11 protein-coding genes and 1 pseudogene are annotated in these 14,494 nt (G+C 69.9%); 5 read left to right on the forward strand and 7 right to left on the reverse strand.

Annotated elements, in window-relative coordinates; translation table 11 throughout:
* Nucleotides 1-463: pseudogene (locus tag BRW65_RS31585) on the forward strand (hypothetical protein); the annotation flags it as partial.
* 3 nt (nucleotides 464-466) lie between these two features.
* On the opposite strand, the gene BRW65_RS30320 reads toward BRW65_RS31585, so the two are convergent.
* Complete coding sequence (locus tag BRW65_RS30320) at nucleotides 467-1,615, reverse strand: AI-2E family transporter (RefSeq protein ID WP_073881097.1); 1,149 nt, start codon at nucleotides 1,613-1,615, stop codon at nucleotides 467-469.
* Nucleotides 1,616-1,761: 146 nt separating this feature from the next.
* Between BRW65_RS30320 and BRW65_RS30325 the strand changes: the two genes are divergently transcribed.
* A complete protein-coding gene (locus BRW65_RS30325) occupies nucleotides 1,762-2,919 on the forward strand; it encodes a TIGR00374 family protein (protein ID WP_073881099.1) in 1,158 nt (385 codons plus the stop codon).
* Here BRW65_RS30325 and BRW65_RS30330 read toward each other — a convergent pair.
* Nucleotides 2,916-3,467, reverse strand: coding sequence for a hemophore (locus BRW65_RS30330; RefSeq protein ID WP_073881101.1), 552 nt, complete (start codon nucleotides 3,465-3,467; stop codon nucleotides 2,916-2,918). The genes BRW65_RS30325 and BRW65_RS30330 overlap by 4 nt on opposite strands.
* Before the next feature lie 327 nt (nucleotides 3,468-3,794).
* On the opposite strand from BRW65_RS30330, the gene BRW65_RS30335 reads away from it, so the two are divergent.
* The gene (locus BRW65_RS30335; RefSeq protein ID WP_073881103.1) at nucleotides 3,795-6,836 is read left to right on the forward strand and encodes an MMPL family transporter; all 3,042 of its coding nucleotides are present in this window, start codon (nucleotides 3,795-3,797) and stop codon (nucleotides 6,834-6,836) included.
* Complete coding sequence (locus BRW65_RS30340) at nucleotides 6,833-7,351, forward strand: helix-turn-helix domain-containing protein (RefSeq protein ID WP_073881105.1); 519 nt, start codon at nucleotides 6,833-6,835, stop codon at nucleotides 7,349-7,351. The genes BRW65_RS30335 and BRW65_RS30340 overlap by 4 nt, the downstream gene beginning before the upstream one ends.
* Here BRW65_RS30340 and BRW65_RS30345 read toward each other — a convergent pair whose 3' ends face one another.
* Both BRW65_RS30345 and BRW65_RS30350 read right to left on the reverse strand, forming a co-directional pair.
* Complete coding sequence (locus BRW65_RS30345) at nucleotides 7,352-8,035, reverse strand: hypothetical protein (RefSeq protein ID WP_073881107.1); 684 nt, start codon at nucleotides 8,033-8,035, stop codon at nucleotides 7,352-7,354.
* A complete protein-coding gene (locus tag BRW65_RS30350; RefSeq protein WP_073881109.1) occupies nucleotides 8,032-8,679 on the reverse strand; it encodes a hypothetical protein in 648 nt (215 codons plus the stop codon). The genes BRW65_RS30345 and BRW65_RS30350 overlap by 4 nt, the downstream gene beginning before the upstream one ends.
* Before the next feature lie 41 nt (nucleotides 8,680-8,720).
* Here BRW65_RS30350 and BRW65_RS30355 point away from each other — a divergent pair, with 41 nt between their 5' ends.
* Nucleotides 8,721-10,706 (forward strand): M13 family metallopeptidase, encoded by a 1,986-nt coding sequence (locus BRW65_RS30355; RefSeq protein ID WP_073881111.1) that lies wholly within the window; start codon nucleotides 8,721-8,723, stop codon nucleotides 10,704-10,706.
* Here BRW65_RS30355 and BRW65_RS30360 read toward each other — a convergent pair.
* From BRW65_RS30360 to BRW65_RS30370, 3 genes are all read right to left on the reverse strand, one after another.
* The gene (locus BRW65_RS30360; RefSeq protein WP_073881113.1) at nucleotides 10,690-12,933 is read right to left on the reverse strand and encodes a molybdopterin oxidoreductase family protein; all 2,244 of its coding nucleotides are present in this window, start codon (nucleotides 12,931-12,933) and stop codon (nucleotides 10,690-10,692) included. The genes BRW65_RS30355 and BRW65_RS30360 overlap by 17 nt on opposite strands.
* On the reverse strand, nucleotides 12,930-13,517 hold the full coding sequence (locus BRW65_RS30365) for a TetR/AcrR family transcriptional regulator (protein ID WP_073881116.1): 588 nt from the start codon (nucleotides 13,515-13,517) through the stop codon (nucleotides 12,930-12,932). Before BRW65_RS30365 ends, BRW65_RS30360 begins: the two co-directional genes overlap by 4 nt.
* 136 nt (nucleotides 13,518-13,653) lie before the next feature.
* Nucleotides 13,654-14,494 (reverse strand): L,D-transpeptidase (locus BRW65_RS30370; protein ID WP_139273334.1); only part of this gene is annotated, 841 nt, incomplete at its 5' end.

Genomic DNA, 14,494 nt, shown 5'->3' on the forward strand with positions numbered 1-14,494 from the left:
GCAGCACCACCCCCCCCCCCCCGCGGCCCTTGAGCCGTCACGGGCGACGCGGCCGGGTCCGCCCGAACCGGCGGCGCCCCCCGCCGATGCCGCGCGCGGGCAGTCCCGGCCGGGTCAGCCGACCGAGGCTCAGACGACGCGGCTGTCCGTGCCGAACTCGGGTCCGACCCATGAGCGTCCCGCCAATCCCGCACCCCCGGCACCGCCACGACCCGCGGCGCCACCGCCGCCACCGTCCAGCGGCCAAACCCGCGCGATTCCGGTGCCCGCCAACCGTTCTGACGACACGGCCGACGACGCGGCCGCGCCCACCACCGCCTTTCCGCGGCCCGAGGGCGACGACTCCGACGCGGCCACGGAAAAGATGAACTCCCGGGGCGACAACGGCGACGCGCGCCAGCGCCGACGTTCCGGCGGCGGGCTGTCCGCCCAGGACCTGCTGCGCCGCGAGGGCCGGCTGTAGGCCTCAGCCCGACGCGGTCGCCGGCTCGTCCGGTTCCGCCTGCACGATCGGGCCTCCGCCGTCGGCCTCCTCGGTCTGTTTCTCGGCTTCGGCGGCCGGATCCTTGGCCAGCAGCACCTGCATTGCGTTGTTGAGGAAGGCGACGGTCGGGACGGCCAGCAGAGCCCCGACGATGCCGGCCAGCACGCCGCCGGTCGAGATGGCGAGCACCACCCCGAGCGGGTGGATCGAGACCGCGCGGCCCATCACCAGCGGCTGCAGCACGTGGGCTTCCAGCTGGTTGACCGCGATCAGCAGGCCCAGCGTGATCAGGGCGTAGACGATGCCCTTGGCCAGCAGCGCCACCACGACGGCCACCAAGCCCGAGATCAGGGCACCGACGAGCGGGATGAAGGCGCCCAGGAAAACCAGCGAGGCCAGCGGCAGCGCCAGCGGTATGCCCATGATCGCCAAGCCGGTGCCGACCCCGGCGGCGTCGGTGAGCGCCACCAGGAAGGTGGCCCGCACGTAGCCGGTCAACGAGCCGTAGCCGGCGCGGCCCGCCTCGCTCACCCGGTCCCGGACGTCCGCCGGGAAAATCTTGGACACATAGGCCCAGATGTTGCGCCCGCCGTAGAGGAAGAAGATCAGCGTGAACAGCACCAGCACCGCCGCGGTGACCAGCTCGGTGATGGTCGCCGCGGTCGACAGGGCGCCGCTCTCCAGCTTGGCCTGGTTATTGCGCAACGCCTCGATCGCGGCATTGCCCGCGTTGTCGATCTGTTCGCTGCGCAGGTGCACAGGCCCGTGAATCAGCCAGCGCCGGGTGGATTCGATGCTGCGGGTGACCTGTTCGGTCAGGCCCGGCAGACCGTCGATGAACTGGATGACGACGAACGCCAGGATGCCGCCCAGAATCGCGAACCCGCCGAACAGCACCAGCGCGACCGCCCCACCGCGCGGCAGACCGCGGCGGTCGAGCCAGTCGACGACCGGCAGCAGCAGCGCGCTGACCAGCAGCGCGACCAGCACCGGGACGACGATCACCTCGAGCTTCTTCACCACCCACAGCAGCGCGATCAGTGCGGCGAGGATGACCAGCAAACGCCAGGCCCAGGCAGCGGTCTTACGGACAATGGGTTCGACCGAGGCGTCGTCGGTGTTTGCCGGCATGGGTTTGAGCCTATCCGGCGCGGGGCACCGCCAAACGTGCGCGCGGCGGGCGCGCGCGGCCGCGCCGGCACGATCCGGTTACGACGGCGACACGGTCGGTGCCGCGCGGCGATCCCCGCGCCACCTGCACCGTTACCCTAAATCACGTGCCGCACGACGCACCCGCCCGCAATCTCGACTTCCCGCGCGAAGAGGCCCCGCGCGGGAAGTACTGGTGGGTGCGCTGGTTGATCCTCGGGATCGTCGCGATCGTGCTTGCCGTGGAGGTCGCGCTGGGCTGGCACCAGCTGGCCAAGGCCTGGATGAGCGTGTACGAGGCGAACTGGTGGTGGCTGCTGGCGTCGGTGGTGGCGTCGGCCGCATCGATGCACAGTTTCGCGCAGATCCAGCGGACGCTGCTGCGCTCGGCCGGGGTGCACGTCAAGCAGTTGCGGTCGGAGGCCGCCGTCTACGCCGCCAACTCGCTGAGCACCACGCTGCCCGGTGGCCCGGTGTTGTCGGCGACGTTTTTGCTTCGGCAGCAACGGATTTGGGGTGCCTCGACGGTGGTGGCGTCGTGGCAGTTGGTGATGGCGGGCGTCCTGCAAGCCGTGGGGCTGGCCCTGCTGGGGCTTGGTGGGGCCTTCTTCCTCGGGGCAAAGAACAACCCGTTCTCGTTGCTGTTCACCCTCGGCGGCTTCGTGGCGTTGCTGCTTCTCGCCCAGGCGGTCGCGTCGCGGCCGGAGTTGATCGACGGGATCGGCTGCCGGGTGTTGTCGTGGGTCAACTCCGTTCGCGGCCGGCCCGCCGACACCGGCCTGGCCAAGTGGCGCGAGACGCTGGCGCAGCTGGAATCGGTGAGCCTGGGCCGGCGCGACATGGGGGTCGCGTTCGGCTGGTCGATGTTCAACTGGGTCGCGGACGTGGCCTGCCTCGGGTTCGCGGCCTACGCCGCGGGCGATCACGCCTCGGTCGCCGGGCTGACGGTGGCCTACGCGGCCGCGCGGGCCGTCGGCACCATCCCGCTGATGCCGGGCGGCCTGCTGGTGGTGGAGGCGGTACTGGTGCCGGGGCTGGTGTCCAGCGGCATGTCGCTGCCCAACGCGATCTCGGCCATGCTGATCTACCGGCTGATCAGCTGGTTGCTCATCTCCGCGATCGGCTGGGTGGTGTTCTTCTTCGTGTTCCGCACCGAGAACGTCGCGGTGCCGGACGACGAGGAGGCGACGCCTGATCCCGCGCCCGCGCCACCGGCCGACGATCCGACCGAGACCGCCCTGCAGGGCCCGCTACCGCCGGATCGGAGCCCGGAAACCGAAGGTTAGCCGGCGGTGTTGCCCCGCGGCGGCCCCGACAACGGGTTGGCCGCCGCCGGCGGGACGGGCCCGGTGGCCGCCGGCGGGGACGCCGGGGTGCCGCCCAGCGGCAGCGCGCCCGCCGCGTTCCCCGGCAGGGCGGGCAGCCCACCGGCCGCACCCTGCGCCTGCTGCATCATGCCCATCGCCTGGGTGGGCGAGATCGGCAGCTTGCACTGCAGCGACAGGTTGGTCAGCGGCTGGGCGATCGACGTCATGTCACCGGCAACCTTCGGGTTGGCCTCGAAGTAGGACTTCAGGCCGGTCATCGACTGGGGTCCCGCCTGCTGCTGCAGCATGGAGGTCATCGTCTGGTTGGTCTCCGGGTGCGAGTCCAGGTAGTCGCCCATCGACTTGGAGACCGAGCCGATCGTGCGGGCGACTTCGCTGGCCGAGCACGGGTCGCTGGCGCCCGTCGCCGACGCCCCCGCCAGAACCGCCACGGCGGCGCCCGGCACGGTGGCGGCGATCAGCCCGGCAACGATCCTGCGACGCCCGGTCGCGGTCCCTCTGCTCATCGAAACTCCTTACGATTTGCGGGGTCACGCGCAGCGCGACGCCCGCAAACGGCTGCCATGGACGGCCTCGTCGATCGCGGAGTTCCCCAGGGCCCCGCCGGCCACCCGACATCCTGCCATCGCCGGCATCTGCCCTGCCAGCCCGCACGAACCCGTGTGAGCAATATCCCGCCGGTAACCGGTTCACAACGACTTGGCAGCGTCTTGGCAACAACCCCGTCGTTGCAGCTCAGGAACCAGAAAGCTCATATCATCCACAGGCCGCTGCGGTATTCTCGCCAGCACGCGCTAAGCGAAACCACGGGGAGTGAAGAAATCCAGCAGTTAATGATGCGCCTCAGCCGCAGCCTGCGTAAGTACCGCTGGTTGGTCTTCACGGGCTGGTTGCTGGCGTTGGTTCCGGCGGTCTACCTGGCCCTGACGCAGTCTGGGAACCTGACCGGCGGCGGCTTCGAGGTGGCCGGTTCGCAGTCGCTGGTCGTCCACGACCAGCTCGAGGAGCTGTACCACGACCAGGGGTCGTCCTCGCTCGCTCTGGTCGCGGCGCCGCGCCCGGACGCCAGCTACGCCGACATCAACGACGCCGTCGCGCTGCTGAGGAACACCGCCGCCGAGGTCCCCGGCGTCTCGGAGGTGCCCAACCCCACGCAGCGGCCGCCACAACCGGACCGGCCGTACGTGCTGTCCCTGCGGCTGGATTCCCGCAACACCAGCGACGTCGCCAAGCAGCTGCGCACCAAGGTCGGCGTCAACGGCGATCAGCCCGGCCAAACCGCGGACGGCCGGGTGCGCCTGTACGTGATCGGGCAGGGCGCGCTGTCGGCCGCCGCGGCGCAGAACACCAAGCACGACATCGCCGCCGCCGAGCGCTGGAACCTGCCGGTGATCCTGATCGTCCTGCTCGCCGTCTTCGGGTCGCTCGCCGCGGCCGCGATCCCCCTCGCCCTGGGCATCTGCACGGTCGTGGTCACCATGGGCCTCGTCTACCTGCTGTCGGCCTACACCACCATGTCGGTGTTCGTGACCTCGACAGTGTCCATGTTCGGTATCGCGCTCGCCGTCGACTATTCGCTGTTCATCCTGATGCGCTTCCGCGAGGAGCTGCGCTCCGGCCGCGAGCCGAAGGAGGCCGTCGACGCGGCGATGGCGACCTCGGGGCTGGCCGTGGTGCTGTCCGGTATGACGGTCGTCGCCTCGCTGACCGGCATCTACGTGATCAATACCCCGGCGCTCAAGTCGATGGCGACCGGGGCGATCCTGGCCGTCGCGGTCGCGATGTTGACGTCGACCACGCTCACCCCGGCGGCGCTGGCGACGTTCGGCCGAGCGGCCGCCAAGCGGTCGGCGTTTCTGCACTGGTCGCGCGCGCCGGAGGGCGGGCAATCCCGGTTCTGGAACCGCTGGATCGGCGGGGTCATGCGGCGGCCGTGGATATCGGCGCTGGGGGCATCGCTGGTCCTGCTCGTCATGGCCGCACCGGCGTCCTCGATGGTGCTGGGCAACAGCCTGCTGCGTCAGTTCGACTCATCGCACGAGATACGCGCCGGCGTGGGCGCGGCGGCGGAGGCCCTCGGCCCCGGCGCGCTCGGCCCGATTCGCGTGCTGATCACCTTCCCCGACGGCGGGGCCGCCTCACCCGAGCACGGCCAGACCATCAGCGCGATCCGGCAGCGAATGACGCAGGCGCCCAACATCGTTTCCGTCGCGCCGCCGCAGTTCGCCGAGGATAACGGCAGCGCCATGCTCTCCGCGGTGCTGTCGGTCGACCCCGAAGACATGCGGGCCCGAGAGTCCGTCGGCTGGATGCGCGCGCAGCTGCCCAAGGTGCCCGACCGGGGAACCGCACGGGTGGACGTCGGCGGCCCGACCGCGCTGATCAAGGACTTCGACGACCAGGTGTCCAAGACCGAGCCGCTGGTGCTGGCCATCGTCGCGCTGATCGCGTTCGTGATGCTGCTCGTGTCGGTCCACTCGATGTTCCTGGCGCTCAAGGGCGTGCTGATGACCCTGCTGTCGGTCGCGGCCGCCTACGGCAGCCTGGTGATGGTGTTCCAGTGGGGCTGGCTGAAGGACCTCGGCTTCGCCCAGATCAGCTCGATCGACAGCACCGTCCCCCCGCTTGTCCTCGCGATGACCTTCGGGCTGTCGATGGACTACGAGATCTTCCTGCTGACCCGCATCCGGGAACGCTTCCTGCACTCCGGCAACACCCGCGACGCCGTGGCGTACGGCGTGAGCACCAGCGCCCGCACCATCACCAGCGCGGCGCTGATCATGATCGCGGTCTTCATCGGGTTCGCGTTCGCCGGCATGCCGCTGGTCGCCGAGATCGGCGTGGCCTGTGCGGTGGCGATCGCGGTGGACGCCACCGTCGTCCGGCTGGTGCTGGTGCCTGCGTTGATGGCGATGTTCGCCCAGTGGAACTGGTGGCTGCCGCCATGGCTGTCCCGGGTGCTGCCGTCGGTCGACTTCGACCGGCCGTTGCCCGCGGTCGACCTGGCCGACGTGGTGGTCATCCCCGACGACATCTCGGCGCTGACGGCGCCCAACGCCGACCTGCGGATGGTGCTCAAGTCGGCGGCCAAGCTCAAGCATCTGGCGCCCGACGCCATCTGCGTGACCGACCCGCTGGCCTTCACCGGCTGCGGGCGCAACGGCAAGGAAAGACAGGGCGCCCAGCCGCAGGGATCCGACGCCGAGCGCGGCCGCGATCCGGGTCAGATCCCCCACCAGGTCGACATCGACGACGAGCGGGCGAGCGTCGGGGTGGGCGCCGACCAGAAGAACGGCAACAACGGCCACACCAATGGCTCGGGGGGCAAGAAGCTGGTCGGCGGGCTGGCGTCGCGCAACGGCATCGCCAAGGCGATAGTCGGGGCGGACCGGCCCGTCCACCCGGTCACGTTGTGGCGCGGGCGGCTCTCGGTCGCCATCGACGCGCTGGAGAACGAGACCGACTCCGCCGAACGGCCCGTCTACGAGCGCCGCAGCCCGGTGGAAACCACCCATGTGCAGCTGCCCACCGGCGACCGGCTGCTGGTCCCCACGGGCGCCGAAACGCTGCGCCTCAAGGGCTACCTCATCATGTGCCGTAACAGCCGCCGCGATTATGCCGACTTTGCCGATATGGTTGAAACGTTGGAGCCCGAGACCGCCGCTGTGGTGCTGGCCGGCATGGACAGGTACTACTGTTGTCAGTCGCCCCGGCGGCAATGGATCGCCACCCAGTTGGTCCGTCGACTCGCTGATCCCGATCCCTGTGATTTGAATGACGAGCAGGGTTCTGAGGCCGACGCCCGCTCGGACTGGGAGGAGATCAGACAGCGCTGCCTCTCGGTGGCCGTAGCGATGCTGGAGGAGGCGAGGTGACGTTGGCACCCGACCGACGAGCGCCCCACCGACCGGCGACCGAGCCGCGCAGGCGTGACGAAGCGCCCACCCCCGACCCCGACCAGCCGGTGGAGTTCTGGCCCACCTCCGCCATCCGTGCGGCGCTGCAGGGCGGCGACATCGCCACCTGGAAGCGGATCGCCGCGGCGTTGAAGCGGGACCCGTACGGACGCACCGCCCGCCAGGTCGAAGAGGTGCTCGAAGGCACCCGGCCCTACGGCATCTCCAAGGCGCTGTGGGAGGTGCTGGAACGCGCCCGCACCCACCTGGAAGCCAACGAACGCGCCGAGGTGGCCCGCCACGTGGGGCTGCTCATCGACCGGTCCGGCCTGGCGCAGCAGGAATTCGCCTCCCGCATCGGGGTGACCGCCGAGGAGCTCGCCTCCTACCTGAACGGCAGCACCAGCCCGTCGGCCGCGCTGATGATCCGGATGCGGCGGCTGTCGGACCGGTTCGTCAAGGTGAAGTCGGCGCGCTCGGCCGAATCCAACTGATCACCTGATCGGCAGGACGTCCGACACCAGCCACGCGTCGCCGTGCTTGGTCAGCGCCACCCGCAGCGCGGGCGCCGACTGGCTCGGCGGTTGGCCCGGCGCGTTCTGGGTGACCCGGAGAATCACCGCGACACTGGCCGCCGACGGCCCCAGCGCCTCGACCCCGGCCGCCAGCGTGGCGGCCTGCGCGGTGACGTTGTGCTGGGCGAGTTCGGAGCTGGACTTCGTGTACTGCTCTTTGAAGGCGGCGGCGTGCTCCGGGACGATCAGCGCCGTGGCCCGGTCGATCGAGCTGTCGGGGGCGCCCGGGGTGAACGACGCCATCGCCTCCGCCATTCCGGTCGCGACCCGAACCACGTCGCGGGAGTCGTCCTTGAAGACGCGGTCCGACCGCGTCCAATGCGTGTAGCCGGTGACTACGGCGGCCACCAGCGCCGCCGTGCACAGGAAGACGACGGCCAACCGCAGACCCGGCGCCTCGTCGTCGGTGCCGACGCTGACCGAATCGCGCCGCAGCAGCCAGAAATTGACCGCGACGCCCTCGACGATCAGCAGCACGAGCACCGAGCACGCCGAGACCCACCACAGCGGCCAGCCGAGGACCAGCCCGATCGCCAGTAACGCCGCGATCGCGGCCAGCGGGGCCAGGATGTCGAACGCGAGCAGGCGCCAGAGGTTTCTCATCGGATCGATTCCAGCCCCGAGATCATCAGCTTGCCGTCCACGTTGACCACGTCGAGGCGCAGATTCCAGTGCACCGTCTGCGGTTTGGCGCCGGCGTTCTCGCTGACCGACGTCGCAACCAGCATCACCGCGTCCAACCGGCTCGCGAACGGCGGCAGCTTGGTCGTGACGACCGGCCGGGATACGCCGGGCTGGCTGTCGAGGTCGTGGTGCACGGTCTCGACGGCCACCGCGTCGATCCGCCCGGCGCTCTTGGACTGCAGCTTCTCCACCACCTGCCGGTAGGGCTGCATGGCCGCGTCGAAGTCTGTGTTGAGTTCGCCGACCGTCCCGTCGTGCAGACGTTGCAGGCTCGCGTCGACGTTCCCGCTGTTCATGTTGATCAGCACACCCGTCCACTCCGCGGCGGTTTGCATGACGCGGGACAGGTAGCGGCGTTCGGCCGTGTCGTCGCGGTGACCCGACCACAGGAAGAACCCGAACACGATCGCCGCCACCGACAGCACCCCAAGGACGGCCGACGCGATCCCGTAGGGGGAGAACATCGGGCCGCCGGCGGCCTCGTCGTCGTCACGGGCTTCTTCGGCGTCGGCGTCCTCCGCGTCTTTCGGGGTCGATGGCTCGGTTGTCTGGCCGTCGGACATGGCCCGATCGTCGCACCCGAGAAAGATGGAAGGATGGCGGGGTGACTGTAGAGGCCATTCGCTCGGGCATCGACCTGAGCCACGTCGACGCCAACACCCGCCCCCAAGACGACCTGTTCGGGCACGTCAACGGCCGCTGGCTGGCCGACTACGACATACCGGCGGACCGGGCCACCGACGGCGCGTTCCGTCACCTGTTCGACCGCGCCGAGGAGCAGGTGCGCGACCTGATCGTCGAGGCCAGCCAGACCGGCGCCGCCCCGGGCACCGACCAACAACGCATCGGCGACCTCTACGCCAGCTTCCTCGACGAGGCGGCCATCGCGCGCCGCGGCCTGCAACCCCTGCTCGACGAGCTGGCCACCATCGACGGCGCGGCCGACGCGGACGCGCTGGCGGTTGCGGTGGGCGCACTGCAGCGCACCGGGGTGGGCGGCAGCGTCGCGATGTACATCGACACCGACGCCAAGAACTCGGCCCGGTACCTGGTGCACGTCACCCAGTCCGGCATCGGGTTGCCCGACGAGTCCTACTTCCGCGACGAGCAGCACGCCGAGGTGCTCGCGGCCTACCCCGGGCACATCGCCCGGATGTTCGCCCTGGTCTACGGCGGGACCGCGGAGACGCACGCCGAGGCGGCGGCGCGCATCGTGGCGCTGGAAGCCAAGCTGGCCGCCGCGCACTGGGACGTGGTCAAGCGCCGCGACGCCGAGCTCTCCTACAACCTGCGCACCTTCGCGGACCTGCAGGCCGAGGGCAAGGGCTTCGACTGGACCGGCTGGGCGAGCGCGCTGGGCGGCTCACCGGAAGCCTTCTCCGAAGTCATTGTGCGGCAACCGGATTACCTCACCGCGTTCGCCGACCTGTGGGGCAGCGGCGACCTGGATGACTGGAAGCGTTGGGCGCGTTGGCGGTTGATCCGCGCGCGGGCGTCCTGGCTGACCGACGAGCTGGTCGCGGCGGACTTCGACTTCTATGGTCGCCTGCTCACCGGCGCCGAGCAGATCCGGGAACGCTGGAAGCGGGCCGTGTCGCTGGTGGAACACCTGATGGGCGATTCCGTCGGAAAGCTATATGTGGAGCGCTATTTCCCGCCCGGCGCGAAGGCGCGCATCGACGCGCTGGTGGACAACCTGAAGGCGGCCTACCGGCTGTCCATCAACGAGCTGGATTGGATGACGCCGCAGACCCGGGAGCGGGCGCTGGCCAAGCTGGACAAGTTCGTCGCCAAGGTGGGCTACCCGGCGAAGTGGCGTGACTACTCCGCGCTGGTGATCGACCGCGACGACCTCTACGGCAACTTTCAGCGCGGCTATGCGGTCAACCACGACCGCGAACTGGCCAAGCTGGGCGGCCCCGTCGACAAAGACGAGTGGTTCATGACGCCCCAGACCGTCAACGCCTACTACAACCCGGGGATGAACGAAATCGTCTTCCCCGCAGCCATTTTGCAGCCGCCGTTCTTCGACCCCGAGGCCGACGACGCCGCCAACTACGGCGGGATCGGCTCCGTCATCGGGCACGAGATCGGCCACGGCTTCGACGACCAGGGCGCCAAGTACGACGGCGACGGCAACCTGGTGGACTGGTGGACCGACGCCGACCGCGCCGAATTCGGCGCCCGCACCAAGGCGTTGATCGAGCAGTACGAGGCGTACACGCCGCGCGGGCTGGACGCGAGCCACCACGTCAACGGCGCCTTCACCGTCGGGGAGAACATCGGCGACCTGGGCGGGTTGTCGATCGCCCTGCTGGCCTACCAGCTGTCGCTGAACGGCCAGGACGCACCCGTGATCGACGGGCTCACCGGCGTGCAGCGCGTGTTCTACGGCTGGGCACAGGTGTGGCGCACCAAATCCCGCCCGGCCGAGGCGATCCGGCGCTTGGCGACCGACCCGCACTCACCGCCGGAGTTCCGCTGCAACGGCGTCATCCGCAACATGGACGCCTTCTACGAGGCGTTCGGTGTCGCCGAGGACGACGCGTTGTTCCTCGAGCCGCAGCGCCGGGTCAGGATCTGGAACTGACGGGCACTCCCACCGGCTCGATCCGGGCGGGCACGTGCTTGTGCCACGGCGTCCCCGCGTAGGGATCGCGCCATTCCGTCGAGGTGAGCGCGTTCGGGGCGACACCAGGAATCACGGTGTGCCCGTCGCCGTCGACGTAGTCGAGCCCAAAGCCGTTGGGCAGGGCCGCATGTCCGGCCAGCATGGTCTCGGTGATCTCGACGGTGGCCTCGGCGGTGCCGGCCGCGGTGCTGATGCGGGCCCGGCACCCGTCGGCGAGCCCGAGGGCTTGGGCGTCCTCGACGCTGACGCGCAGCGCCCCCTCGGCGTCGCGCTTGCGCCAGGACGGGTCGCGGAAGATGTCGTTGGCGGTGTAGGCGCGGCGCTCGCCCACCGACAGCACGATCGGGAAATCCGGCGAGGTGAGCCGCGGCGGGGCCGCGGTCAGCGCCGCCAATTCGGTGAGCATGTCCGGGATTTCCAGCGCGATCTTGTGATCGGCGTGGCTGATCAGCGCGAAGTCGTCCTCGTAGTTGTGGGCGGTGAACGTGACCCCGGAGGGGGTGTCGAGGATCGCGTCGAACAACGCGTTGCCGTCGGCGTGGCCGGCGCGGCGCACGGCGTCGGGATAGGTCAGCGCGGCCTTCTGGGCGAGCCCCCACAGGGCGGCCGCGCCGCGCAGGCCGTCGGGCAGCGTCGGCCCGAGCGTCTCGTAGAGGACATAGGGCAGCAGCTTCGCGATCGTCGGGTTCGCGGTCGCGGTCAGGAACGCCTCGGTGTAGGCCTGCCGGCCGCGCCGGGCGGCCTCGGCCAGCGGCCGCAGGTCCGCGTCGTCCACCACGCCCAGCGCCCGCACCAGCCGCGCCCAGATCTCCGGCTCGGGCAGGGTTCCGGGCAGCGGCTCGAGCAGCGGCCGGCGCAGTTGAAAAGCGTTGTGCGGGAACTCCAGGTTGAAGAAGGTGGCTTCCGGCTTCTCGAACTGGGAGGCCGCGGGCAGCACGTAGTGGGCGAGCCGGGCGGTCTCGGTCATCGCGACGTCGATGACGACCATCAGTTCCAGCGATTTGAAGGCCTCGCGGCAGGCCGCCGAGTCGGCCAGGGAGTGCGCGGGGTTGCTGCTCTCCACGATCATGGCCCGGAACCGGTCGGGGTGGTCGGTGAGGATCTCCTCGGGCACGACGTTGCTGGGCACCAACCCGGAGATGATCGGGGCGCCGGTCACCGGCGTGCGGCCGGAGAACTGGCCGAACAGCGGCCCGAACGCCGAATGCAGGTGCTGGCCGCCCTTTTTCGCGAAGTTGCCGGTGAATATCCACAGCAGCTTGTTCAGGTAGGAGCAGAGCGTGCTGTTGGGCGCCTGCTGCACCCCGAGGTCCTCGAACACCGAGACGCTGGCCGCCGCGGCGATGCGGCGGGCCGCCGCGCGCAACAGCTCCTCGTCGACGCCGCACCGCTGCGCGTAGTCGGGCACTGGCACGTCGCGCAGCGCGGCGCGGACGGCGTCGGCACCCCGCACGTGCTCGGCCAGAAACGTTTCGTTGCAAAGGTTTTCCTGAACGAGGATGGCCGCGAGGGCGGCCAGGCACCACGCGTCGGTGCCGGGCCGCACCCGCAGGTGGAAGTCGGACATCTTGGCGGTGTCGGTGACCACGGGGTCGATGACGATCATCGACCGGGCCGGGTCCTTGGCGATCTCGTTGAGCACCACCCGGGCGCGGGGAAAGCTCTGCGACATCCACGGGTTCTTGCCCACGAAGACGGACACCTCGGCGTGCTCGAACTCGCCGCGCGTGTGGCCGCCGTACAGCTGTCCGTCGATCCACGCTTCGCCGGTTTTCTCCTGCGCCAACGCGTTTGACCGGTAGCGCGACCCGAGGGCCTTGAGGAAGGCGCCGCTGTAAGCCCCGCCGAGGTGGTTGCCCTGCCCGCCGCCGCCATAGTAGAAGATCTTGTCCCCGCCGTAGGCGTCGCGGATGTGTTTGAAACCCTCGGCGATCTCGACAATCGCGGTGTCCCAGTCGATCTCCTCGAAGCTGCCGTCCGCGCGGCGGCGCAGCGGCGACGTCAGGCGGGCACCGCTGTTCTGGTAGTGATCCAGCCGCAGCGCCTTGTTGCAGGTGTACCCCTGCGACGCCGGGTGCGCCTTGTCGCCCCGGATCCGGGCCAGCCGGCGATCCTCGACTTGGACGACGATGCCGCAGTTGCATTCGCACAGGATGCAGGCCGTTGACTGCCATTCACCGGTCATCGCGGGATGTCCTTTCTGGTCGTCTCGGCCAGCAGCAGGTCGCCGAGCTGGCGGTGCACGACGTCAAGGGGGGCCAAGTCTCGACGCACCCTGGCCAGCACGATCGCGCCCTCGAGCGCGGTGGTGGCAAGCATCGACAGGTCGGCGGCCCGCCCCCGCGGTACGCCGTCGGCGATGAAGCGCTGCGCGATCAGGTCGGTCCAGCGCTCGAACACCGACGCCGCGCGCTCGACGGCCGGCGCCGTGCGCTCGCCGTCTTCCTCGCCGGCTTCCACCGAGACCGCGACCACCGGGCAGCCCGCGCGGAAGTCGCTGTCCAGCAGCTGGCGGCGGTACTTGTCGATCAGGGTGTCGATCAGCTGGGCGCCGCTGTCGGCCTCGGCGATGATCGCGGCGACGTGGTCACCGGCGTAGTCGACCGCCTCGCAGAGCAGTTGCGTGCGCCCGCCGGGAAAGTAGTGGTACGCCGAGCCGCGCGGCGCGCCGCTGTGCTCGAGCACGTCCGAGATCGCGGTGGCGTGCGCGCCCCGCTCCCGGATCAGCAGCGCGGCGGAGATCACCATCCGCTCGCGTGGACTGCGCATCGCCGCTCCTCGGGTGAAGGGTATGTATGATGCTATACATAATCGCCGGCCCCGCGGAAGGGCCAAGCTCGCGAGCAGACGCAAAATCGCCCAATTCCGGTTCGGAATGGGCGATTTTGCGTCTGGGCGTCGGAGGCTAGTTCAGCCAGTCGGCGGAGCCGTCGTTCTTCTTGTAGTCGCCGCCGCTGGAGTTCTTCACGATGATGGGGTCACCCGGACCGAAGTTGTCGAAGAACCACTTGGCGTTGGTGGGGCTGATGTTGATGCAGCCGTGGCTGACGTCGCGCTTGCCTTGGTCGTCCACCGACCACGGCGCGCTGTGTACGTAGTCGCCGACGTTGTCGAAGCGGACCGCATCCTCCACCGTCACCTTGTAGCCGTAGGTCGAGTTGACCGGGACCCCGTAGGTCGAGGAGTCCATCACCACCGACGCCTTCTTGTCCTGCACGTAGTAGGTGCCGTTGGGGGTCTGGTGGTTGCCGGCGGTCATGCCCATGGACATCGGGAAGGTCTTCTCCACGGTGCCGTTGCGCGTGATGGTCAGCTGGTGGGTGGCGTCATCGGCCGTCGCCACCAGCGTGTCGCCGGTCTGGAAGTTGGTCACGGTGCCGCCGGCGTCGACGGTGACGGCGGTGTGGGCGGGCCAGAAGCTCAACGGACGCCACCGCAACTGGGTCGGGGTCATCCAGTAGAACTTGCCCGGCACCGGCGGCACGGACGAGACGTGCACGGCGTTGATCGCCGCGCCGGCGTCCTCCACCGTTCCGGGGAAGTTGATGATGATCGGCTGGGCGACCCCCACCGTCGAGCCCGTTTTCGGGACGAACGAGGGCGGCCCGAACGGCGGCGTGCCGGTGAAGGGGGTGGGGTTCTGCCCGACGGCCGAGGTTGCGGCCGGCTGTGCCACCGGGGGCATCCACGGCGGGGGCGGCGGGGCCGGCGCGTCAGGCGGGGGCGGCGGCGCGAACGGGTCGGGC

Source organism: Mycobacterium paraffinicum (assembly GCF_001907675.1).
Taxonomy (GTDB): domain Bacteria; phylum Actinomycetota; class Actinomycetes; order Mycobacteriales; family Mycobacteriaceae; genus Mycobacterium; species Mycobacterium paraffinicum_A.